Consider the following 22,483-nt stretch of genomic DNA (forward strand, 5'->3'; position numbering starts at 1 on the left):
CCTGGGGGCTGCTTTGCAGCCCATCGCGACACAAGGCCGCTCCTACAGGGGCACGCCTATCGCCTGTAGGAGCGGCCTTGTGTCGCGATGGGCCGCAAAGCGGCGCCAAAATCCCGAATATTTCGCGTAGCATTGCCCACACTTACTTCAGACACTATCCACCATGCTGATCCCCTACGACCAACTGCAAGCCGAAACCCTGACCCTGCTGATCGAGGACTTCGTCACCCGCGATGGCACCGACAATGGCGACGATACCCCGCTGGAGACGCGCGTACTACGGGTGCGCCAGGCATTGGCCAAGGGCCAGGCGTTCATCCTGTTCGACCCGGAAAGCCAGCAGTGCCAGTTGCTCGCCAAGCATGACGTGCCCCGTGAGCTGCTCGATTAGCAAGCCCGCGAAGAGGTCGGCACAGTCAACATCAAGCCCTGCGGCCCTTGCCCTGCTCTGCCTCCTTGATGCGCTTGTACACTTCGGCCCGATGCACTGTCACCTCCCTCGGGGCCTCGACCCCGAAGCGCACCACCCCGTCTCGCGACTGTACCACCATGATTCGGATGTCATCGCCAATCACGATGATCTCCCCCACTTCGCGTCCTATTACCAGCATGTTCCGCTCCTCCAGCGAAAAGGAAAACCGGAGCGTGCATCGTAGGTATTTACCTACTCAATAGTTCCGCGGCAAATCAGAAGCGCCCTACATACCCTGGTAACTTCCCCTACAGACCATTCACTTCGAATGGCCCTTGGAGCGCATTTTTACTGCCATTTCGGCCATTTCGTCATACAGCCGCTCGGGGGCCTGCCGCTTCAGGGCCCAAGCCTGGCGCCCAGCTTCGTGGGGCAGGATGAGGAACTCGCCAGCGGCCACCTGCTGAAACATGTACTCGGCAATGTCCGCCGCACTGATCGGCGAGCCTTCCAGCAGCTTGCCCACCTGGGCCTTCATTGCCGGGTTGGGCCCGCGGAACGAGTCCAGCAGGTTGGTCTGGAAGAACGATGGGCACACCACGTGCACCGCCACCTCCACCTGGCGCAGCTCCACCAGCAGGCTCTCTGACAAGGCCAGCACACCGGCCTTCGCCACGTTGTAGTTGCTCATGCCCGGCCCCTGCATCAGCGCGGCCATCGACGCGATGTTGATGATACGCCCCTTGCTGCGCTCCAGCAGCGGCAGGAAGGCCTTGCAGCCCTTGACCACGCCCATCAGGTTGACCGCCAGCTGCCAGTCCCAGTCCTCCAGCGACAGCTCGGCGAAGAACCCGCCCGAGGCGACACCGGCGTTGTTGACGATCACGTCGATGCCGCCAAGCTGCTCGGTGCAGGCCTGGGCCAGGGCGGTAAGCTGGCTGTAGTCGCGCACATCGCAGCGCTGCACGAAGCCGTCACCGCCGGCAGCGCGGGCCAGCTCCAGGGTTTCGCGCAGGGCCGCTTCGTTGACATCGGCCAGCGCCAGGCGCCAGCCCTCGTGCGCCCAGCGCAAGGCGATCTCGCGACCGAGGCCGGACCCGGCGCCAGTGATCATGATGCGTTTTTGCATGGTGGCTGGCCTTGTTCATGGTGGTAGTGCACCGAGTCTAATCAAGGCCCAGTGGGCAGGCAGGGTTCATCAGGGTAGTGAATGGGCGGGCATGACTGTGTGGTCAGTTCCGGTCTCTTCGCAGCACAAGGCTGCAGGGGGTCTGTGAAAGCGACACACGAATGGAATCTTTCGCAAGCGGCAACAGTCCGAACATACAAGAGGCCGGCAGTCCGAGGCCCTTGACCCTCAACCACGCAAGGATTCCGCCATGACCACGATTCTCATCATCATCCTGATCCTTCTGCTGATTGGTGGCTTACCGGTCTTCCCACACTCGCGCAGTTGGGGCTATGGCCCATCGGGCATCATCGGTGTGGTACTGGTGATTCTGCTGGTGCTGTTGCTACTCGGTATGATTTGAACACCGGGCGTGCGAGGCCAGCTGCCGATCCAGGTGCAGCATCGCCTGAACGAGTGCCTCCACGTCCATTTTCAGGTCGACAGGTGCGAGCGTCTTGTCGTTACACTGGCGCTCCAGAAGCTCGCACCGGTAGACCACCTCATCTGCTCGAACGATTTGCGCGGCCCCTTTGATGCGATGGGCAAGTTCCCCCAGGGCTTCAACATCCTGATCTTGCCTGCGAAGCAGCTGAAGGTCGTGGAAATTGCTCGTGCGCAATTCCCTCAGTAATGCGTGCAAAGCTGCCTTGTCGTTGCCTACCAGGCGTTGCACATGGTCAATGTCGAACACTGCGGGGCTGATCTGCGCCAACATAGGTAGCAGACATTTCAGACTCAGATCAGGTGATTGCGGCGAGCGAACTCTGCCAGGTCAATGACTGAGTTGAGCCTGAGCTTCTCCAGCAGGCGCGTTTTGTAGGTACTGATGGTCTTGTTGCTCAACAGCATCGCTTCACCAATGGCTTTATTGCCATGGCCACGGGCCAGATACTGCAGCACCGTCAGTTCGCGGTCGGTGAGGCCGGCAATGCACTGGGCTTCACTGATGAACAGATCCTGCCTGCGCACCGAGCTGGTGGCGATTTCGGGGTAATAGGTGAAGCCCGACAACACGGCGGCAACGGCCTTGCCCAGTTCGCCCAGGTCGTCGGTCTTGGCAACATAGCCTGCGGCACCGGCCTGAAGACAACGCAGCGAGTACGCTTCGGCCAGCTGCGAGGTCAATACCACGACCTTGCTGGAAAGGCCGCAGGCCTTGATCCGGCTGATCACCTCCAACCCGTCCAGGCCCGGCATCGCAATGTCGAGAATCACCAGGTCCGGCACCAGTTCGCGTACCTGGCGCACGGCGTCTATGCCGTCCGCCGCCTGGCCGACCACCTGTATACGCTGTTGGCGCAGCAGCATGCAGACCGTGGCCCGGATGAAAGGGTGGTCGTCCACCACCAGTGCTGTGTGCATGCCCCCTCCTCGTTTGCTGTGGTTGCCGACTACAACTCGGCATCGAAGACTACGGTGACCTGGCCGGTGTAGGTGGTACCGGGGTACCTCAGCATGCCGTCCATGTCATCTTGGGCCACCTGGAAATGCAACTGACCGGGCCGGTTCAAGGTGGCCATGGCCGCGTCGAACTGCAGCGCCGCCAGCCGCCCACTGGGTAGCGCAAGGCGCTGTACTGGCGCCCCAGCGTGCTCGATGCCCGCCGGCAGGCTCATGGCGACTTCGACGGGCACTTGGTCGGCGGCGGGATTACGAATCGCGCAGCGGGTGTCGGCATAGTGCTCACAGAGCTTGTAGACCTTGAATGGCCCCGTCGACCAGACCCTGAACGGCAGGTCGCGAGCGAGCCGCTGAGGGGGCTTGCCACCGGCCAACCAGCCCTGCCAGCCCCCAGGGGGCTCCAGTACCGCCCGGTCCGAACCTGGAGGGAATTCGAAGATGAAAGCGTGTTCCACATCAAGCACAAAGTTTACCGTCAGGCTGTCGCCACTGAGCGCGGTGACATCATTACCGAAGTCAAAATCGCCGCCCGGGCCGATGCTGTACGTCACACTGCCCCGCCAGGTGCCGCTGGGCATGCGAAACGGCGGGGTGATATCGATGGTATAGGCGACGCTGGTATCGACCACTGATGCGATTTCTACGCGGCCGTCCGGCGAGTTCCGCCCCTTGGCCCAACACGGCGAAGGCGCAGAGGGCTGTGTGATATCGAACAGATAAGTAACGACGGCAGGCCTGAATTGCTCTACTGCGCCTAGCCGGCGGCAGCCCCCCTGGTAGTCCATCTGATAAAGCGGGTGATAGATGATATTGTTGGCTGTCTGCACCCTTTGGCTGATGGCCGTCCATTCGAAGGTCAGCCGTCGCGACTCGCCGGTGCCATCGTGGTAGACATCGATTTCGCGCCTGGCCGGCACCCTGAAATAGAACTCATCGCGCGGGTCGGCAGCGCCCTTGGTGGTTTTCTTGTCGTAGGTGATCGGCAACTCCACGGTAGTGCGGTTCCTGCAGGTGACAGACCAGTTGCGGCACAGCCCTCCCGGGGGCGTGGTGTTGTCAAAACGCCCTGTACCTCCACCCCGGTACTCGGCTGTGATCGTCACATCAAGGGCACTGACCATGGGCGCGACAAGCAACAGCGCTGCCCCCAGACAACCACGCAGTTGGCCACCCAACTGCCGGGTCAGCACACCCCTCATCGCATCACCCTGGCGCTACGTTGCTCACCTTCATGCAGTTCGAACTGATGCACGCCGCTGGCGTCGCCGGCAAACTGCCGGCTGCGACCTGGCAGCAGATGATGCTTGGTGGCCGGTTCACACCCTTCGCCTGGCGCGCGACACTGGCGGAAGTGGTCGAGCACCACGGTGGTGTTGCCCTCGTTGGCCACCGTCAGGTGCCCGCCCTCGCGCTGCATGGGTGTCTGGTATTGCGCCTGCGCGGGCCGTACGAACAGCAGCGTGCCATAACCCGCCAGCAGGTTGACCCCCGCCGTAAGGCTGTCGCGGTACTGCGCCGCCTCCTGTTCGTCCACGGCAAAACCATCGCCCAGCTCCGGCAACACCGGCATGAAGCGCAGGCGGAAGTAGCGCTCCTTGTCCCGGGCCCCACGGTACAACAGGCGCACGGCCTGCATGCCCTGGGCCGGTACAATCAACCGCGCAGGGCTGGCGACCAGGCCGCGCTGCTCCAGCGCCAGGCCATCGGTGTCGATTTCATGGGCCACGCCGGCCTCGTCATAGACCAGTTCCGCGACGCTGACCTTGACGAACGCCGTAGTGTCACCACTGTTGCGCACGCGCTTGAGCAGCGTGCTCTTGTCGCCGTCCAGGTAATCGTACAACCCGCCAACGTTGAGCTCTGGGGCGGCAACTGCGGCCAGGGGAAGGTACAGCATGGCGAAGGCCAGAAGAGAGGGCATATTCATGCGGCAAAGCTCCCTGAATGACTGGGTTAAGGGTATTGCTGTGCGCAACCATTCGGCCACGACTAAAGCAGTAGGCAATTTCTGAAAATCACTCAAAACGCGCGGCAACCTCGGGCAGGCAAGCCTGGTCGCCGGCCAGCAGCACCTCGCCCTCACGCGTCAGGCCGTCCAGGTCCAGCCGCAACAGGCACAGTGGCTGGCCACGCTGACGAATTTCCAGGGTCGGCGTCCCTTCGCTCATTTCCACCGCGAAAAAGCCATCGGCTTCGCTGACACTGCGGCTGGCATGGTTGATCACCTGGGCACCGCGCAGCGGCTGGCCCTGGCCATCGAGCAGGCGCCCCAGCACGGTGACCGTGCGCAGTACGCGCACCTGGCGGTAATCGATGCCGCCGCGGTTCAGGTGGTAGTCCAGGCTCGACGGCTGAATCACCGCGGCAGTGGCGGCGTGCCCCTCGAAATCGAACTGCACGTGGCCGGCCTTGTAGGCCGTGACCGGGATGATGTTGCGCCCCGGGTGCAAGTCGACACCCAGCGCATCGTCGGCGCGCAGCTTCAGGTCTTCGATGTCGGTATCCACATCAACGATCAGCGCCGCCTGGTGCGTCATGTACCGGCCGCTCATCGCCGCCTTGCCGGCGCCCACCGCCACCACGCTTTCCAGGTTCAGCCCGCCCGTGAACTCACCGTTGTAGGAAGAGCGCTGTACATAGGCGTCACCGTGCATTACCTGGTTCTCGAACTGGGTGTCGCCACTCAGCCCTGCACCATAACGGTCGGCACTGAGGGTGGCGCCGACACTGCGCAACGGCCCAAGCTCTACGTCCTGTTGATAACCCAGCGAAGTGTTGAGGTCACGCCCGCCATCACGCGAAGTGCGGCTGCCGATACTGGCGGACAAGCGGCGGCCACCGCCACCCAGGCTCATGCTCAGGCTCAGGTTGACGCCGCGGCTGCGCGCGTCGCCTGTGCCGCTGTTGCCCGGCCGGTCGAACAGCGAAAGCCGCCAGTTGGCATCGGAGCCAAGCAGGCGCCCGTAATAGGCCCAACCCAGGTCGACGCCGGTGCCTGCGTCGCTGCCGCTGCTGTGGGACAGGCGCACGCTGGCGGTGTTGCGGGGGTCGAGACGGTGGCTGAGCGACAGCGCAGATTGCGTCTGGCGCGCCTGGAACGGCCGTGTCGACGCGTCGTCGCGACGGTCCGGGTAGGCGCGCGTCAGCCAGCTGCGGCTGTGGCTGGCGACCAGCGAGCCGCGCTCGTAGGCATGGATCAGCTGAAGGTCATAGCCGCTGCCATGGCCTTGAGCCTGGAACAGGTTGCCATACAGTTTGAACCGGTCGCGCACATCCCAGTCCAGTGACGTGCCGTATTGCATGGCATCGTCGAGACGCTGGGCGGACAAGCCGACAATTGCCCTGGGGTGCAACAGGTAGTTGGCCAGCACACCGGCCGCCAGGCTGTCGTCGTGGGTATTTTGCCAGTTGCTGAGCTGGCTGCTCTGGCGCCCCGCATACAGGTTGTAGCGCCAAGGCGCGTCAGTGCTGCGCCAGTTGCCGGGCTTGTACACGAACGCCTGGCTGCGCGAACTCACCTGGCCGTCCTCGACCAGACGCACCTCGACCTCGTAGATGCCGCCGGGCAGCACCTTGGTATCAAGGGTCTGCAGCCCAGGTTGCACCGGCTGGCTGTTGATCAGCACGCCGTTACGGTAGATCTCCGCCACGGCTGGGCGGTTGGGGGTGACATGAATGGGCGTGGCACTGGGCGCGGCGTTGTCGATGAGCAGGCTGTCGCTGCTGCCGAACATGAGGCCCAGGGTGGTGTCGGGGCTGGCGCCCATCAACCGGGGTTGGCGGGTAAGGCCTTGGGCACTGGGGGTGAAATACCCGAGACGGTAGAAATGGTCCTCGACCAGGCGCTCGCCATACAACTGGTCTACCCGGTAACGGGTACCCTCGCGGCTGTCGCTGCCGCGGTCGAGCTGGCCGTCCGCCAGCGCCGTCCACTGGCCGACACTGCCCTGCCCCTGCAAGGCATAGCGGCCACTGGTAGCCACGCCATCATTGACCAGGTTGAGCTGGTTGCGCAGCAACAGGCCATGGCTGCCCTGCTCTGGCAGGCGATGAAAACGTTCGGCAGTGGCCACAGATTCGGCACGGTCGGTCAGCAACGAAAGCTGGGAGTTCGCCAGGCTGTAGTGGATGGCCCGCAAGCCCTCCGGGCAGTCTGCCTGACAATCGCCGAGGGGACGGCCATCGACCAGGCGCTCGCGCCAGAGCCGGCGCAGGCTCTCGGGTTCGCGGCTGTCGAAGGTCTCGGTGAACTCCAGCAGCTGTACCCGCTGGTCGCGGCTGAGCACAACCATGGCATCACCAAGGTAGCGGCCGTCCAGGTCAACCCGCACGGCCAGGGGTACATCGAAGAAATGCGCCTCGAACTCGCGAGGCAGGCCCTTGACTGGCCCCAAGGCACTGCCCGCGCCGTGGCTCATGCCAGCCCACAGGGCCATGCTGGCAGCCAAGGGTAGCCAGCAGCGCAAGGCGGAGTTGGAGGAATGTCGGGACATGGGGGTCGCTTGCAGGCATGACCTGCCCACCCCTCGCTACGGGCGAGGGCCGGGGCAGGCACTGTGGATGAACGAAGTATTAAGGGGTGGCGGTTTCGAAAATCATGCTGACCAAGCCCTGGTAGTTGCCAGGCTCGTAACCCGCTGGGGGTGCAGGCTGGGCTTCGACGTGGAAGCCGATGATCGCGCCGGGTGCGGCCTGCGCGGCGCTGACCACCTCCTCCGGGGTGGTTTGCAGCACGGTGTCGCCAACCGTGACATTCAGGTCGATGTTGTTGGTGCCGCTGGCGATCACTGCAGGAGAAACCAGGTAGGCACTGATCGGGCCAATGGTGCTCTTGACCTGCAGTTGCTTGCGGATCGGGTCGAGCTTGCCTTGAAAGGAGTTCCAGGCCATTTCCTGCGGATCGTTCATCCAGTTGCCACCCACCGGCTCGACGTAGAAGGCATCGGTCGGCACCTGGGCGACGATTTGCACCTGTTTCTCGATCGGGTCGGCGGCATGGGCGGTGCCCACGAACAACAGGGCCAGGGGAAGGGCAAGTAACGTGCGTTTCACGAATAGATTCTCCTTGAAGGTAAACAGGCCTGCCGGGGTGAGCCCGGCCGGTGAGGAGAAGTATTGGGGAAGTGTACGACGGGATAACCAGGATGCTTCCGAGCGAGCTTCGGAAATTTCCGAGCGCACGCAAATTGACACTGCACAATGCACAACGCCCCGGCTGGCGGGGCGTTGTGTTACTGCGCCAAAGCGTTAGTGGGAAACCGCCCCGCTGGCACCCAGGCCAGTCTGCGAGCGCACGAACTGCGGGTAGAACAGCGCACGCTCGTCGTCGGCAGCCTTGGACTTGTCAGTGACCGAGAAGAACCAGATGCTGACGAAGGCAATGGCCATCGAGAACAGCGCCGGGTACTCGTACGGGTAGATCGGCTTCTCGTGGCCGAGGATCTGCACCCAGATGGTCGGGCCGAGGATCATCAGCGTCACCGCGCTCACCAGGCCCAGCCAGCCGCCGATCATGGCGCCGCGGGTGGTCAGTTTCTTCCAGTACATCGAAAGCAGCAGCACCGGGAAGTTGCAGCTGGCGGCGATGGAGAACGCCAGGCCGACCATAAAGGCGATGTTCTGCTTCTCGAACAGGATGCCCAGGCCGATCGCCAGCACGCCCAAGGCGATGGTGGTGATCTTCGACACGCGGATCTCGTCCTTGTCGTTGGCCTTGCCCTTGCGCCAGACGCTGGCGTACAGGTCGTGGGACACCGCCGAAGCACCGGCCAGGGTCAGGCCGGCAACCACCGCCAGGATGGTGGCAAATGCCACTGCCGAAATGAAACCGAGGAAGATGCTGCCACCCACGGCATCGGCCAGGTGCACCGCTGCCATGTTGTTGCCGCCCAACAGGGCGCCGGCGGCGTCCTTGAAGTCCGGGTTGGTGCTGACCAACAGGATCGCGCCAAAGCCGATGATGAAGGTGAGGATGTAGAAGTAGCCGATGAAGCCGGTGGCGTACAGCACGCTCTTGCGCGCTTCCTTGGCGTCACTGACGGTGAAGAAGCGCATCAGGATGTGAGGCAGGCCGGCGGTACCGAACATCAGTGCCAGGCCCAGCGAGAAGGCCGAGATCGGGTCCTTGACCAGGCCGCCCGGGCTCATGATCGCCTCACCCTTGCTGTGCACCTTGATCGCTTCAGAGAACAGGGTATTGAAGTCGAAGCCTACGTGCTTCATCACCATCAGCGCCATGAAGCTGGCACCAGACAGCAGCAGCACGGCCTTGATGATTTGTACCCAGGTGGTGGCCAGCATGCCGCCGAACAGCACATACAGGCACATCAGGATACCCACCAGGATCACCGCAACGTGGTAGTCCAGGCCGAACAGCAGTTCGATCAGCTTACCGGCACCGACCATCTGAGCGATCAGGTAGAACGCCACCACCACCAGCGAACCGGAGGCCGACAGGGTACGGATTTCCTTCTGCCCGAGGCGGTACGAGGCCACGTCGGCAAAGGTGTACTTGCCCAGGTTGCGCAGGCGTTCGGCGATCAGGAAGAGGATGATCGGCCAGCCGACCAAAAAACCGATCGAGTAGATCAGGCCGTCGTAGCCAGAGGTGAACACCAGGGCGGAAATACCCAGGAACGAGGCAGCCGACATGTAGTCGCCGGCAATCGCCAGGCCGTTCTGGAAGCCGGTGATCTTGCCACCGGCAGCGTAGTAGTCCGCCGCCGACTTGTTGCGTTTGGAGGCCCAGTAGGTGATTCCGAGGGTGAAGGCGACAAAGGCCACGAACATGGCGATCGCGGCAACGTTCAGCGGCTGTTTCTGCACCTCGCCGGTCAGGGCATCAGCTGCCCACACGGCGGGTGCAAAGGCTCCGCAGGCCAGTACGGCCAGGGCTTTGGCGTGGCGAATCATTGTTGCGCCTCCTTGAGGATGGCCTTGTTCAGCTCATCGAATTCGCCGTTGGCGCGGCGTACGTAGATGGCGGTCAGGACAAATGCCGAAACGATCAGGCCGACGCCCAGGGGAATGCCCCAGGTAATCGACGACTCAGGGCTGAGCTTGGCGCCCAGCAGATGAGGACCGTAGGCGATCAGGAGGATGAAGCCGCAATACAGGCCGAGCATGATCGCCGAGAGAATCCAGGCGAACCGTTCGCGTTTGGTGACCAGCTCCTTGAAACGGGGGCTGTTTTGTATCGAGAGGTAAATGCTGTCGTTCATTGTTTTTGTCCTAGCAGCACAGGTAGGGGATAAAACCCACACCCTTACTTTATGCGGCTGTTGGACGGCAACCAGACGACCTTAGTCTTAGATGCAACGGTGTTTTACCGATTGCGTAACAAAGTTAGGGCCCATTCGCGGGCTCGCCCGCTCCCACAGGGGCATCACAAGGCCTGAGGGCAGTGATATCCCTGTGGGAGCGGGCGAGCCCGCGAACAAGCTGAACTGGCCCTTGAGAGTGATTACTTGCCAGTCCACTCCTTCACGCGATCAGGGTGCTTGGCTACCCAATCCTTGGCCGCCGCTTCAGGCTTGGCCCCTTCCTGGATCGCCAGCATCACCTCGCCAATCTCGTCCTTGGACTGCCAGCTGAACTTTTTCAGGAACTCCGCCACTTCCGGTGCCTTGGTGGCCAGTTCCTTGCTGCCGATGCTGTTCACGGTTTCCGCCGCGCCATACACCCCTTTCGGGTCTTCGAGGAACTTGAGCTTCCACTTGGCGAACATCCAGTGCGGGACCCAGCCGGTCACTGCAATCGACTGCTGCTTGGCGTAGGCACGGCCCAGCTCCGCCGTCATCGCCGCGCCCGAACTGGCCTGCAACTTGTAGCCGGTCAGGTCGTAGTCCTTGATCGCCTGGTCGGTCTTGAGCATCACGCCAGAGCCTGCGTCGATGCCGACAATCTTCTGCTTGAAGGTGGTATCGGTCTTGAGGTCGGCAATGCTCGCCGCCTTGACGTAATCGGGGACGATCAGGCCGATCTTGGCGTCCTTGAAGTTGGCGCCGTAGTCGACCACGTTGTCCTTGTTCTTGGCCCAGTACTCACCATGCGTCACCGGCAACCAGGCCGACAACATGGCATCGAGCTTGCCGGTTGCCACACCCTGCCACATGATCCCCGTGGCCACAGCCTGCAACTTCACGTCGTAGCCGAGCTTTTGCTTGATCACTTCGGCAGCCACGTTGGTGGTCGCCACGCTGTCGGCCCAACCATCCACGTAACCAATGCTTACTTCTTTAGCCATTGCCTGTGCAGCGCTCATGGCCATTACCAGGGCGGTGCCCACACCCAGGAAACGTCGCATTTTTTTCAAAGTTGCCATCAAAGCATCCCCTCGTCAGGTCTTGGAGATTGCATCATCTTCCTGCAACACAGGTCGACCTGATCCAGCTGCGACCTGCACCCGCCCCATATGCGACAGCACTGTGCCATTAACGTCATCGGCCTGCACCCGCCTGCGCGATCCTTGCATGCCAAAGCTTTGGCGCCGGGCTACTATCTACCCTTTTGCGCCTGACGATGGACCGCCCGATGCCCAGTTCTGCCCGCCTGTTGCTGCCGCTTTACCTGCTTGCCTGCCTGTTGGCCCTGCTCGGGCTCGCCGGGCTCTGGTACGGGCTTGGCAAACCGGTGCACCTGCCCGATGCGGCCAGCCCGACGCACAAGTTGCAATGCGCGTCGTACACGCCGTTCGACAAGGACCAGTCGCCCTACGACCAGCCGTTTCGCCTGCGCCCGGCACGCATGGACGCCGACCTCGCCTTGCTGGCTGAGCGTTTCCAGTGCATCCGCACCTATTCCATGACCGGCCTTGAGGCAATCCCGGCGCTGGCCCGCAAGCATGGGTTGAAAGTGATGCTGGGCGCCTGGGTCAACGCTCACCCGGCCGACACCGACAGGGAAATCGACCTGCTGATCGCCACCGCCAACGCCAACCCCGACGTGGTCAGCGCGGTGATAGTGGGCAACGAGACGTTGCTGCGCAAGGAAGTCACCGGCGCGCACCTGGCCAAGCTGATCGCCCGGGTGAAAAGCCAGGTGAAGGTACCGGTGACCTACGCAGATGTGTGGGAGTTCTGGCTGCAGCACCCGCAGGTGGCGCCAGCAGTGGACTTTTTGACCATTCACCTGCTGCCCTACTGGGAAGACGACCCGCGCGGCATCGATGATGCACTGGCCCACGTGGCCGATGTGCGCCGGGTATTCGGCACGCGCTTTGCGCCCAAAGACATCCTGATTGGCGAAACCGGCTGGCCCAGCGAAGGCCGCCAACGCGAGACCGCGGTGCCCAGCCGAGTCAACGAGGCGCGGTTCATCCGTGGCTTTGTGGCCATGGCCGAGAGCAACGGTTGGCACTACAACCTGATCGAAGCGTTTGACCAGCCGTGGAAGCGCGCCAATGAAGGGGCGGTAGGCGGTTACTGGGGGCTCTACGATGCCGACCGGCAAGACAAGGGCGTACTGGAAGGGCCGGTGAGCAACCTGCAGTACTGGCCACAGTGGCTGCTGGCCAGTGCACTGTTTATGGCGGCCATGTTGTTGCTCGCCGGGCGGCCCGCCAGCCCGCAGGCGGCATTGTTGCTGCCATTGCTGGCGGCCTTTGGCGCGGGTTGCCTGGGCTTGTGGGGCGAGCTGATGCGCACCCATGCACGCTTTGCCGGGGAGTGGCTGTGGGCTGTTGCGCTGGCCGGGCTGAACCTGCTGGTGCTGGCCCATGGGCTGCTGGCGTTGGCGCAGCGGGCCGGTTGGCGCGAGCGTTGGTTTGCCTGGCTGCAGGCGCGTGCCGGCTGGCTGTTGCTGGCGGCGGGCTTTGCTGCGGCAGTGAGCATGCTGGCGATGGTGTTCGACCCACGCTACCGCAGCTTCCCCAGTGCCGCGCTGGCCTTGCCGGCGCTGGTCTATGTGCTGTGGCCGGTGCGGGCACGGCGGGCGGAGGTGGCGTTGCTGGCGTTCATTGTCGGGGCCGGGGTGGCGCCGCAGTTGTTCGTGGAAGGGCTGGAGAACCAGCAGGCCTGGGGTTGGGCGGTGGTGACTGTGTTGATGACAGCGGCACTGTGGCGCAGCTTGCGGGTGCGCCAGGCTTGATGCCCGGGGGCCGCTTCGCGCCCCATCGCCGGCAAGCCAGCTCCCACAGGCGTTGTGCAGCCTTCGGGACCTGCGCAGTCCCTGTGGGAGCTGGCACAGGCGTTGTGCAGCCTTCGAGACCTGCGCAGTCCCTGTGGGAGCTGGCTTGCCGGCGATGGGCCGCGAAGCGGCCCCTGTCAGCCTTGCTGCGGTCTCCTGACCAGGCGCAGCCCCGCCAGCACCAGCGCAAACACGGCAATGCTGGCGGTATACAGCACCAGCGCCGGCACCGCGAATACCAATGCCAACACCGCCAGCCACCAGCCGGCCCGCGCGGGCAGGAACTGCGCCAGCAGCGCCAGGCCCAGCCCGCTCCAGGCCAGCACCTGGTGGTGAATGCCCAGCCCCAGCAGCGAGCGCACCTCGCACTGCCAGTACGCCGCTGGCACCGTGCACAGCCCAACCCACTGGCCATCCTCCATCAGCCCATAGCGCACGCCATAGCTGGCAGCGAGCCACAGCCCCAGAAACAGCACCAGCAGCGCAGCCGGCAGCGAACGAGACATCCTGTTCTCCAATAGCGGTAATCGAAAGCATCCATGATCGCTTATGCCCGGTTGTAAGGCAAAATCCCAACCCTGCAGCTATGTTGCAGATAACAAGCACACCAAAGGCCACCGCGACTGGCAACTTTGCCCGGTTGCATGTGGTCCTAGCCTGCACACTGCTCGACCTTGCGTTCTTTTGGGGGATTACATGCTTCGATCTTTGCGCCTCGCTGCCCTGCTCGGCAGCCTGCTCATGGCGGTGGCCGCTTCAGCGCGGGATATCGACGCTGCCAGCTACGGCTACCCCTTGACCAACCCGTTCGAGGCGACCATCGCCACCACGCCGCCCGACCAGCGCCCGACCCTGCCCAGCGACGATGACATCAACCAGTCGGACTACAGCCTGAACCTGCGCCCGGAGCGTGAATTCACCTTGCCCGACAATTTCTGGGCGGTGAAAAAGCTCAAGTACCGCCTGGCCCGCCAGGATCACGAGGCGCCGCTGATATTCATCATCGCCGGCACTGGTGCGCCGTACAGCAGCAGCATCAATGAATACCTGAAGAAGCTGTTCTACCAGGGCGGCTTCCACGTGGTGCAACTGTCATCGCCCACCAGCTACGACTTCATGAGTGCCGCCTCGCGCTTTGCCACCCCCGGCGTCAGCCAGGAAGACGCCGAAGACATGTACCGGGTCATGCAGGCCGTGCGCGCCCAACACCCACGTCTGCCGGTCAGCGAGTTCTACCTCACCGGCTACAGCCTGGGTGCGCTGGACGCCGCTTTCGTCAGCCACCTGGACGAAACCCGCCGCAGCTTCAACTTCAAGCGTGTGCTGCTGCTGAACCCACCGGTCAACCTGTACACCTCGATCAACAACCTCGACAAGCTGGTGCAAACCCAGGTCAAGGGCATCGACCGCAGCACCACCTTCTATGAGCTGATGCTGACCAAGTTGACGCGCTACTTCCAGGACAAAGGCTACATCGACCTGAACGACGCCCTGCTGTATGACTTCCAGCAGTCCAAGCAGCACCTGTCCAACGAACAGATGGCCATGCTGATCGGCACTTCGTTCCGTTTCTCGGCAGCCGACATTGCCTTCACTTCAGACCTGATCAACCGCCGCGGCCTGATCATTCCGCCGAAGTTCCCGATTACCGAAGGCAGCAGCCTCACGCCGTTCTTCAAGCGCGCCCTGCAGTGCGACTTCGACTGCTACATGACCGAACAGGTGATCCCGATGTGGCGCGCCCGCACCGACGGCAACAGCATCCTGCAGCTGGTCAACCAGGTCAGCCTGTATGCCCTGGAAGACTACCTGCGCGGCAGTGACAAAATCGCCGTGATGCACAACGCCGACGACGTCATTCTCGGACCGGGCGACATCGGTTTCCTGCGCAAGGTGTTCGGTGAGCGGCTTACCCTATACCCCCATGGCGGCCATTGCGGCAACCTCAACTACCGCGTCAACAGTGACGCCATGCTGGAGTTCTTCCGTGGTTAACAAACTCCTCTTCGCCACTGCCCTGCTTGCTGCCGGCCACACCCTGGCCGCCGAAACCGCCCCCCGGGCCAGCGTGGTCGAGGCCGATCCGCAGGTGACCGGTACCGCGCCGCTGGTGCCTGAATCCGATGGCTTCATCGACCCACTGCGCGAGCTGAAATTCAACCCGGGGCTGGACCAGCGCGAGTTCGAGCGCTCAACCCTGGAAGCGCTGAACGTGTATGACCCGCTGGAGTCGATCAACCGGCGCGTCTATCACTTCAACTACCGGCTGGATCAATGGGTGCTGTTGCCGCTGGTGAGTGGTTACCAGTACGTCACCCCGCGCTTCGTGCGCACGGGGGTGAGCAACTTCTTCAACAACCTGGGCGACGTGCCAAACCTGTTCAACAGCGTGTTGCAGCTCAAGGCCAAGCGTTCGGCAGAGATCACCGCGCGGCTGATGTTCAACACCCTGATCGGCGTGGGTGGGCTATGGGACCCGGCGACCAGCATGGGCCTGCCGCGCCAGAGCGAGGACTTTGGCCAGACCCTGGGCTTCTATGGCGTCCCGGAGGGGCCGTACCTGATGCTGCCGGTGCTGGGGCCATCGAACCTGCGCGACACCACCGGGCTGGTGGTGGACTATGCGGGCGAGCAGGCGGTCAACTACCTGAACGTGGCCGAAGCCAGCACCGACCACCCGGAAATCTTTGCCCTGCGTGTGGTGGACAAGCGCTATACCACCAACTTCCGCTATGGCCAGCTGAACTCGCCGTTTGAGTATGAGAAGGTGCGGTATGTGTATACCCAGGCGCGCAAGTTGCAGATAGCCGAGTAAACCTGCTTCGGCCCAATCGCCGGCAAGCCAGCTCCCACAGGTCCGCACAATGCCCAAGGCTGTGGTAATCCTGTGGGAGCTGGCTTGCCGGCGATGAGGCCGGTACAGGCAACATCAAATGCCCAGGAACTGGCACAGCTCCCGCTTCTTGGCCAAGGCATCCTTGCGCCCCAGTTCGATCAGTTCACTGCAATAGCTGGCCTCGAACAGCAGATAGCTCAACACCCCCGCCCCGCTGGTGCGCGTCGCCCCCGGCCCACGCAGGAACAGGCGCAACGCCGCCGGCAGCTCACGCCGGTGCCGCGCGGCGATCTCGTCTAACGGCTGGCTGGGGGCGACCACCAGCACTTCGACTGGCGCCAGCCCCAGGCGGCGGGCATCCAGGTGCGCCGGCAACAGCCGGCTCAAGTGGTTCAGCCGCTGCAGCAATTCGATGTCGTCTTCCAGGCTGTCAATGAACGTGCTGTTGAGCATGTGCCCACCGATCTGCGCCAGGCTCGGCTGCTGCCCGCTGAACACCCGCTGAGTGGGCAAGGGCGGCGCTGGCCGCTGCGGGTTGCCACTGACCCCGACCACCAGCACCCGGCTGGCGCCCAGGTGCAAGGCTGGGCTGATCGGTGCCGACTGGCGCACCGCGCCGTCACCGTAAAATTCGTCGCCCAGCTGTACCGGCGCAAACAGCAGCGGAATGGCCGCACTGGCCAGCAGGTGGTCAATGGTCAATGGCGTGGGCACGCCGATTCGGCGGTGGCGCAGCCAGGCTTCGATGGTGCCACGCCCCTGGTAGAAGGTGACCGCCTGGCCGGACTCGTAGCCAAAGGCGGTGACTGCCACCGCGTGTAACTGCTCGGCGGCCAGGGAATGGGTGATGCCATCCAGATTCAGGTGTGCCTTCAGCAGGCTGCGCAACGGGCTGCTGTCCAGCAGCGCCACCGGCGCCTGGCCGCCCAGCCCGAGCAGGCTGTGGCCGACGAAACGGCTAGCCTGACGGACGACCCCGGGCCAGTCACTGCGGATGACCAGGTGGCTGCGAAAGTTCTGCCAGAAGGCGGTAAGCCGCTGCACGGCGTCGTTGAAGTGAGTGGCGCCGCTGGCCAGGGTGACGGCATTGATGGCACCGGCAGAGGTGCCGACGATGACCGGGAACGGATTATGTGCGCCAGCGGGCAGCAGCTCGGCGATGCCGGCCAATACGCCGACCTGATAGGCGGCGCGGGCGCCGCCGCCAGAAAGGATAAGACCGGTTACCGGGGGTGGGGCCATCGCTTCCTTCCTGGGGTTGATGTGCTTTCAGCGCTTTTTCTTGTCATACAGCCGCGGCGCACCCTCGGGCCGTGACTTGAACCGGCGGTGCGCCCACAGGTACTGCTCGGGGCACTCGCGCAACACACGCTCGACCCACTGGTTGATGCGCAGGCAGTCGGCCTCTTCGCTTTCGCCGGGGAAGTCCGCCAGCGGCGGGTGAATGACCAGACGATAGCCGCTGCCATCCTCCAGGCGCTTCTGGGTGAACGGAATCACCTGCGCCTTGCCCAGCCGGGCGAACTTGGTGGTTGCGGTGACCGTTGCCGCCGGGATGCCGAACAGCGGCACGAAAATGCTCTGCTTGGCGCCGTAGTCCTGGTCCGGTGCGTACCAGATCGCCCGGCCCGAACGCAGCAGCTTGAGCATACCGCGCACGTCCTCGCGCTCCACCGCCAGCGAGTCGAGGTTATGCCGCTCGCGGCCACTGCGCTGAATGAAGTCGAACAGCGCATTGCCGTGCTCGCGGTACATGCCGTCGATGGTGTGCTGCTGGCCCAGCAGGGCGGCGCCGATTTCCAGGGTGGTGAAGTGCACCGCCATGAGGATGGCGCCCTGCCCCGCCTGCTGGGCGGCCTGCAGGTGCTCCAGCCCCTCGATATGGGCCAGGCGCGCCAGCCTGGCCTTGGGCCACCACCAGCTCATGGCCATTTCGAAGAAGGCGATACCGGTAGAGGCGAAGTTGGCCTTGAGCAAACGCCGCCGTTCGTCGACCGACAGCTCCGGGAAGCACAGCTCAAGGTTGCGTGCGGCAATGCGCCGACGTTCGCCGGCAAAGCAATACATCACGGCCCCCAACGCGGCACCGGCTTTCAACAGGACCCGGTACGGCAACTGGACCACCAGCCACAGCAGGCCCAGGCCCAGCCACAGGCCCCAGAACTTTGGGTGAAGGAAATAGGGACGAAAACGCGGGCGTTCCATTGAAGCTTCCGGAAAGACAAAGGCTGCGCATTCTACAACGGATCAGCGTATGTTGCGGGCAACCGGTGTTCTCGTTATAAATCAGGGCACTTTTCTCGCAACAAGTCGTCTATGCAGACCATGAGCCCAAACCACACACCCGACACCGCCTCCGTGTTCCAGCTCAAGGGCAGCATGCTCGCCATCACAGTGCTGGAGCTGGCGCGCAATGACCTTGAAGCCCTCGACCGCCAGCTGGCGGCCAAAGTCGCCCAGGCACCGAACTTCTTCAGCAATACGCCACTGGTGCTGGCGCTGGACAAGCTGCCGGCCGGCGAAGGGGCAATCGACCTGCCAGGCTTGATGCGCATCTGCCGTCACCATGGCCTGCGTACCCTGGCCATCCGCGCCAACCGCATCGAGGACATCGCCGCCGCCATCGCCATCGACCTGCCGGTGCTGCCGCCATCCGGTGCCCGCGAGCGGCCGCTGGAGCCCGAGCCCGAGGTGGTCAGAAAGCCCGAGCCGGCCCCCGCGCCACCACCCGCCCCCGAGCCCGAGGTGCGCCCGACCCGAATCATTACCGCGCCGGTGCGCGGCGGCCAGCAGATCTATGCTCAAGGTGGCGACCTGATCGTTACCGCCTCGGTCAGCCCGGGCGCGGAACTTCTGGCCGATGGCAACATCCATGTGTACGGCGCCATGCGCGGCCGGGCCCTGGCCGGCATCAAAGGCAATACCAAGGCGCGGATCTTCTGCCAGCAGATGACCGCCGAAATGGTCTCCATCGCCGGCCAGTACAAGGTTTGCGAAGACCTGCGCCGCGACCCCCTGTGGGGCACGGGTGTGCAAGTCAGCCTGTCCGGTGATGTGTTGAACATCACCCGTCTTTAACGGATACTTGCCGTCATTTTCAGAGCAACTTTTTTAACTGTTGCCGTTTTTTTGCTTTTTGCCGGGACACGTGTCCCGACTTATTTTAGGGGTGAAACACCTTGGCCAAGATTCTCGTGGTTACTTCCGGCAAGGGGGGTGTGGGCAAGACCACCACCAGCGCCGCCATTGGTACCGGCCTCGCACTGCGTGGCCACAAGACCGTCATCGTCGACTTCGACGTGGGCCTGCGTAACCTCGACCTGATCATGGGCTGCGAGCGCCGCGTGGTGTACGACTTCGTCAACGTAGTCAACGAAGAAGCCAACCTGCAGCAGGCCCTGATCAAGGACAAGCGCCTCGAGAACCTGTATGTACTTGCCGCCAGCCAGACCCGCGATAAAGACGCGCTGACCCTGGAAGGCGTCGAGAAGGTGCTGATGGCGTTGAAAGAAGATTTCGAATACGTGATCTGCGACTCGCCGGCGGGTATCGAGAAAGGTGCCCACCTGGCGATGTACTTCGCCGATGAAGCTATCGTGGTGACCAACCCTGAGGTTTCTTCGGTACGTGACTCGGACCGCATGCTGGGCATTCTGTCGAGCAAATCGCGCCGCTCCGAAAACGGTGAAGAGCCGATCAAGGAACACCTGCTGATCACTCGCTACAACCCAGAGCGCGTCGTCAACGGCGAAATGCTGAGCATCGATGACGTCACCGACATCCTGGCGATCAAGCTCAAGGGCGTAATCCCTGAGTCCCAGGCTGTGCTCAAGGCCTCCAACCAAGGTATCCCGGTCATCCTCGACGACCAGAGCGATGCTGGCCAGGCGTACAGCGACACCGTCGACCGCCTGCTGGGGAAAGACAAACCCCTGCGTTTTGTTGAAGTGCCGAAGCAAGGATTCTTCGCGCGCCTGTTTGGAGGCAAGTAAACCATGAACCTTTTTGACTTCTTTCGTGGCAGACAGAAACAGACCAGCGCGTCGGTAGCGAAAGAGCGTCTACAGATCATCGTGGCGCACGAGCGCGGCCAACGCAGCGAGCCGGACTACCTGCCGGCGCTGCAGAAAGAACTGCTGGAAGTAATCCGCAAGTATGTGAACATCGGCAACGATGACGTGCATATCGAGCTGGAAAACCAGGGCAGCTGCTCGATTCTGGAGCTGAACATTACCCTGCCGGATCGCTGATCTGGCTGAAAGCTGGGGCTGCTTTGCAGCCCATTCGCGGCACAAGGCCGCTCCTACAAGGGATCGCGTTCCCCTGTAGGAGCGGCCTTGTGCCGCGAATGGGCCGCAGAGCGGCCCCGCTTTTTTCTCCCGATTTAACTGAGACCACGCAATGCCGCTGTCCAATATCCAGATCCTGCACGAAGACGCCGCCATCCTGGTGATCAACAAACCGACCCTGCTGCTGTCGGTGCCTGGCCGCGCCGAGGACAACAAGGACTGCCTGATCACCCGACTGCAGGAAAACGGCTACCCGGACGCGCTGATCGTGCACCGCCTGGACTGGGAAACCTCCGGCATCATCCTGCTGGCCCGCGATGCCGACAGCCACCGCGAGCTGTCGCGCCAGTTCCACGACCGCGAAACCGAAAAGGCCTACACCGCACTGTGCTGGGGCCAACCGGCACTGGACAGCGGCAGCATCGACCTGCCGCTGCGCTACGACCCACCCACCAAGCCACGGCATGTGGTGGACCACGAGCAGGGCAAACATGCGCTGACGTTCTGGCGTATCGTCGAGCGCTGCGGTGACCACTGCCGGGTTGAGCTGACGCCGATTACCGGGCGCTCGCACCAGTTGCGCGTGCACATGCTGTCGATCGGCCACCCGCTGCTGGGTGATCGGCTGTATGCCAACCCCGAAGCGCTGGCAGCCCATGAGCGGCTGTGCCTGCATGCCTCCATGTTGAGCTTTACCCACCCGGTGTCCGGCGAGCGGTTGAAGTTCGAGTGCCCTGCGCCCTTCTGATTTTCGGCTGGCCGCCCCAGCCTCTTCGCGGGCTCGCCCGCTCCCACAGGGATGACACTGCACCGGAAATGTGTGCGGTACCTGTGGGAGCGGGCAAGCCCGCGAAGAGGCAGACACAAATTGTCGACATTGTGCGTTAAACTCGCGCCACTGCTGTCTGGAGTGAGCTATGCGCGACGCACTGAATACCGGCCTTATCGACTTCCTCAAGGCCTCCCCCACGCCCTTCCACGCCACCGCCAGCCTGGCCCAGCGCCTGGAAGCTGCCGGCTACCAGCGCCTGGACGAGCGCGACAGCTGGGCCACCGTGCCTGGTGGCCGCTACTACGTCACACGCAACGACTCGTCGATCATCGCCATCAAACTGGGCAAGCAGGCACCGCTGCTGAACGGTATCCGCATGGTCGGCGCCCACACCGACAGCCCGTGCCTGCGCGTCAAGCCGCAGCCCGAGCTGCAGCGCCAGGGCTTCCTGCAACTGGGTGTGGAAGTGTATGGCGGCGCCTTGCTGGCGCCGTGGTTCGACCGCGACCTTTCGCTGGCCGGCCGCGTCACCTACCGCCGTGACGGCAAGGTTGAAAGCCAGCTGATCGATTTCAAGCTGCCGATCGCGATCATCCCCAACCTGGCCATCCACCTGAACCGCACCGCCAATGAAGGCTGGGCGATCAACCCGCAGCACGAGCTGCCGCCCATCCTGGCCCAGGTAGCGGGTGACGAACGCATCGACTTCCGCGCCCTGCTTACTGAGCAACTGGCCCGCGAGCACGAGCTGATCGCCGACGTAGTGCTGGATTACGAACTGAGCTTCTACGACACCCAGGACGCCGCGCTGGTCGGTCTGAACGGCGACTTCATCGCTGGGGCCCGCCTGGACAACCTGCTGTCGTGCTACGCCGGCCTGCAAGCCCTGCTGGCCGCGGACAGCGACGAGACCAGCGTGCTGGTGTGCAACGACCACGAGGAAGTCGGCAGCAGTTCAGCCTGCGGCGCCGACGGCCCGATGCTGGAGCAGACCCTGCAGCGCCTGCTGCCCGATGGCGACGCTTACGTGCGCACCCTCCAGCGCTCGCTGATGGTGTCGGCCGACAACGCCCACGGCGTGCACCCCAACTACGCCGACAGGCACGATGGCAACCACGGGCCCAAGCTCAACGCCGGGCCGGTGATCAAGGTGAACAACAACCAGCGCTACGCCACCAACAGCGAAACCGCCGGTTTCTTCCGCCACCTGTGCATGGCCGAGGAAGTGCCGGTGCAAAGCTTTGTGGTGCGCAGCGACATGGGCTGTGGCTCGACCATCGGGCCGATCACAGCCAGCCACCTGGGCGTGCGCACGGTGGATATCGGTTTGCCGACCTTTGCCATGCATTCCATTCGTGAGCTGTGCGGCAGCCATGACCTGGCACACCTGGTGAAGGTGCTGACTGCCTTCTACCGTAGCCGCGAGCTGCCTTGATGTAAGCAGGCCCGGCCTCTTCGCGGGCTCGCCCGCGAAGAG

24 protein-coding genes are annotated in these 22,483 nt (G+C 63.3%); 10 read left to right on the forward strand and 14 right to left on the reverse strand.

The window, feature by feature from the left end; translation table 11 throughout:
• Positions 1–163: 163 nt before the first annotated feature.
• Complete coding sequence (locus tag JOY50_RS16245) at positions 164–391, forward strand: YheU family protein (RefSeq protein ID WP_016501031.1); 228 nt, start codon at positions 164–166, stop codon at positions 389–391.
• Positions 392–422: 31 nt separating this feature from the next.
• On the opposite strand, the gene csrA is transcribed toward JOY50_RS16245, so the two are convergent.
• Complete coding sequence (gene csrA, locus JOY50_RS16250) at positions 423–611, reverse strand: carbon storage regulator CsrA (RefSeq protein ID WP_019473839.1); 189 nt, start codon at positions 609–611, stop codon at positions 423–425.
• Between the two features lie 120 nt (positions 612–731).
• A complete protein-coding gene (locus JOY50_RS16255; RefSeq protein WP_243055532.1) occupies positions 732–1,541 on the reverse strand; it encodes an SDR family oxidoreductase in 810 nt (269 codons plus the stop codon).
• 250 nt (positions 1,542–1,791) lie between these two features.
• On the opposite strand from JOY50_RS16255, the gene JOY50_RS16260 reads away from it, so the two are divergent.
• Complete coding sequence (locus JOY50_RS16260; RefSeq protein ID WP_003252624.1) at positions 1,792–1,944, forward strand: DUF3309 family protein; 153 nt, start codon at positions 1,792–1,794, stop codon at positions 1,942–1,944.
• Here the strand turns inward: JOY50_RS16260 and JOY50_RS16265 are convergent.
• The 9 genes from JOY50_RS16265 to JOY50_RS16305 form a co-directional block, all read right to left on the reverse strand.
• A complete protein-coding gene (locus JOY50_RS16265) occupies positions 1,927–2,298 on the reverse strand; it encodes an Hpt domain-containing protein (RefSeq protein ID WP_243055533.1) in 372 nt (123 codons plus the stop codon). The genes JOY50_RS16260 and JOY50_RS16265 overlap by 18 nt on opposite strands.
• Positions 2,299–2,318: 20 nt before the next feature.
• Positions 2,319–2,945, reverse strand: a complete 627-nt coding sequence (locus JOY50_RS16270; protein ID WP_132844534.1) for a response regulator transcription factor — start codon at positions 2,943–2,945, stop codon at positions 2,319–2,321.
• Between the two features lie 29 nt (positions 2,946–2,974).
• Positions 2,975–4,183 (reverse strand): hypothetical protein, encoded by a 1,209-nt coding sequence (locus JOY50_RS16275; RefSeq protein WP_243055534.1) that lies wholly within the window; start codon positions 4,181–4,183, stop codon positions 2,975–2,977.
• Positions 4,180–4,911: a molecular chaperone gene (locus JOY50_RS16280; RefSeq protein ID WP_132844528.1), complete on the reverse strand. Its 732-nt coding sequence runs from the start codon at positions 4,909–4,911 to the stop codon at positions 4,180–4,182. Before JOY50_RS16280 ends, JOY50_RS16275 begins: the two co-directional genes overlap by 4 nt.
• Positions 4,912–4,999: 88 nt before the next feature.
• On the reverse strand, positions 5,000–7,420 hold the full coding sequence (locus JOY50_RS16285; RefSeq protein WP_132844737.1) for a CS1-pili formation C-terminal domain-containing protein: 2,421 nt from the start codon (positions 7,418–7,420) through the stop codon (positions 5,000–5,002).
• Between the two features lie 136 nt (positions 7,421–7,556).
• Positions 7,557–8,036 carry a CS1 type fimbrial major subunit gene (locus tag JOY50_RS16290; RefSeq protein ID WP_132844525.1) on the reverse strand — a complete coding sequence of 160 codons (480 nt, stop codon included), beginning with the start codon at positions 8,034–8,036 and terminating at the stop codon, positions 7,557–7,559.
• Between the two features lie 195 nt (positions 8,037–8,231).
• Entirely contained in the window at positions 8,232–9,896 is a 1,665-nt protein-coding gene (locus tag JOY50_RS16295) for a cation acetate symporter (protein WP_016485333.1), read from the reverse strand.
• Complete coding sequence (locus JOY50_RS16300) at positions 9,893–10,204, reverse strand: DUF485 domain-containing protein (RefSeq protein ID WP_019473848.1); 312 nt, start codon at positions 10,202–10,204, stop codon at positions 9,893–9,895. The genes JOY50_RS16295 and JOY50_RS16300 overlap by 4 nt, the downstream gene beginning before the upstream one ends.
• 242 nt (positions 10,205–10,446) lie before the next feature.
• On the reverse strand, positions 10,447–11,307 hold the full coding sequence (locus tag JOY50_RS16305; RefSeq protein WP_132844519.1) for a glycine betaine ABC transporter substrate-binding protein: 861 nt from the start codon (positions 11,305–11,307) through the stop codon (positions 10,447–10,449).
• 197 nt (positions 11,308–11,504) lie between these two features.
• Here JOY50_RS16305 and JOY50_RS16310 point away from each other — a divergent pair, with 197 nt between their 5' ends.
• Positions 11,505–13,070 carry a beta (1-6) glucans synthase gene (locus JOY50_RS16310; protein ID WP_243055535.1) on the forward strand — a complete coding sequence of 522 codons (1,566 nt, stop codon included), beginning with the start codon at positions 11,505–11,507 and terminating at the stop codon, positions 13,068–13,070.
• A gap of 176 nt (positions 13,071–13,246) precedes the next feature.
• On the opposite strand, the gene JOY50_RS16315 is transcribed toward JOY50_RS16310, so the two are convergent.
• Positions 13,247–13,615 carry a hypothetical protein gene (locus tag JOY50_RS16315; RefSeq protein ID WP_132844515.1) on the reverse strand — a complete coding sequence of 123 codons (369 nt, stop codon included), beginning with the start codon at positions 13,613–13,615 and terminating at the stop codon, positions 13,247–13,249.
• Positions 13,616–13,805: 190 nt separating this feature from the next.
• On the opposite strand from JOY50_RS16315, the gene JOY50_RS16320 reads away from it, so the two are divergent.
• Positions 13,806–15,104, forward strand: coding sequence for a serine/threonine protein kinase (locus JOY50_RS16320; RefSeq protein WP_132844513.1), 1,299 nt, complete (start codon positions 13,806–13,808; stop codon positions 15,102–15,104).
• A 73-nt stretch (positions 15,105–15,177) separates the two neighbouring features.
• Positions 15,178–15,924: a VacJ family lipoprotein gene (locus JOY50_RS16325; protein ID WP_046811378.1), complete on the forward strand. Its 747-nt coding sequence runs from the start codon at positions 15,178–15,180 to the stop codon at positions 15,922–15,924.
• A 114-nt stretch (positions 15,925–16,038) separates the two neighbouring features.
• Here the strand turns inward: JOY50_RS16325 and JOY50_RS16330 are convergent, their stop codons facing one another.
• Together JOY50_RS16330 and JOY50_RS16335 are read right to left on the reverse strand one after the other, a co-directional pair.
• Positions 16,039–17,187 (reverse strand): patatin-like phospholipase family protein, encoded by a 1,149-nt coding sequence (locus JOY50_RS16330; protein WP_132844510.1) that lies wholly within the window; start codon positions 17,185–17,187, stop codon positions 16,039–16,041.
• A gap of 27 nt (positions 17,188–17,214) precedes the next feature.
• On the reverse strand, positions 17,215–18,150 hold the full coding sequence (locus JOY50_RS16335) for a lipid A biosynthesis lauroyl acyltransferase (protein WP_016485325.1): 936 nt from the start codon (positions 18,148–18,150) through the stop codon (positions 17,215–17,217).
• Positions 18,151–18,261: 111 nt separating this feature from the next.
• On the opposite strand from JOY50_RS16335, the gene minC reads away from it, so the two are divergent.
• The 5 genes from minC to JOY50_RS16360 all read left to right on the forward strand — a co-directional run bounded on the left by minC (position 18,262) and on the right by JOY50_RS16360 (position 22,441).
• On the forward strand, positions 18,262–19,023 hold the full coding sequence (gene minC, locus JOY50_RS16340) for a septum site-determining protein MinC (RefSeq protein ID WP_028614185.1): 762 nt from the start codon (positions 18,262–18,264) through the stop codon (positions 19,021–19,023).
• Between the two features lie 101 nt (positions 19,024–19,124).
• Positions 19,125–19,937 (forward strand): septum site-determining protein MinD, encoded by an 813-nt coding sequence (gene minD / locus JOY50_RS16345; protein WP_016501049.1) that lies wholly within the window; start codon positions 19,125–19,127, stop codon positions 19,935–19,937.
• Between the two features lie 3 nt (positions 19,938–19,940).
• A complete protein-coding gene (minE, locus tag JOY50_RS16350) occupies positions 19,941–20,195 on the forward strand; it encodes a cell division topological specificity factor MinE (protein WP_003252572.1) in 255 nt (84 codons plus the stop codon).
• Between the two features lie 151 nt (positions 20,196–20,346).
• The gene (locus JOY50_RS16355; RefSeq protein WP_019472567.1) at positions 20,347–20,982 is read left to right on the forward strand and encodes an RluA family pseudouridine synthase; all 636 of its coding nucleotides are present in this window, start codon (positions 20,347–20,349) and stop codon (positions 20,980–20,982) included.
• 169 nt (positions 20,983–21,151) lie between these two features.
• Positions 21,152–22,441: a M18 family aminopeptidase gene (locus JOY50_RS16360; protein WP_132844507.1), complete on the forward strand. Its 1,290-nt coding sequence runs from the start codon at positions 21,152–21,154 to the stop codon at positions 22,439–22,441.
• Positions 22,442–22,483 lie beyond the last annotated feature (42 nt).

Source organism: Pseudomonas sp. BP01, assembly GCF_022760795.1.
Taxonomy (GTDB): domain Bacteria; phylum Pseudomonadota; class Gammaproteobacteria; order Pseudomonadales; family Pseudomonadaceae; genus Aquipseudomonas; species Aquipseudomonas putida_Q.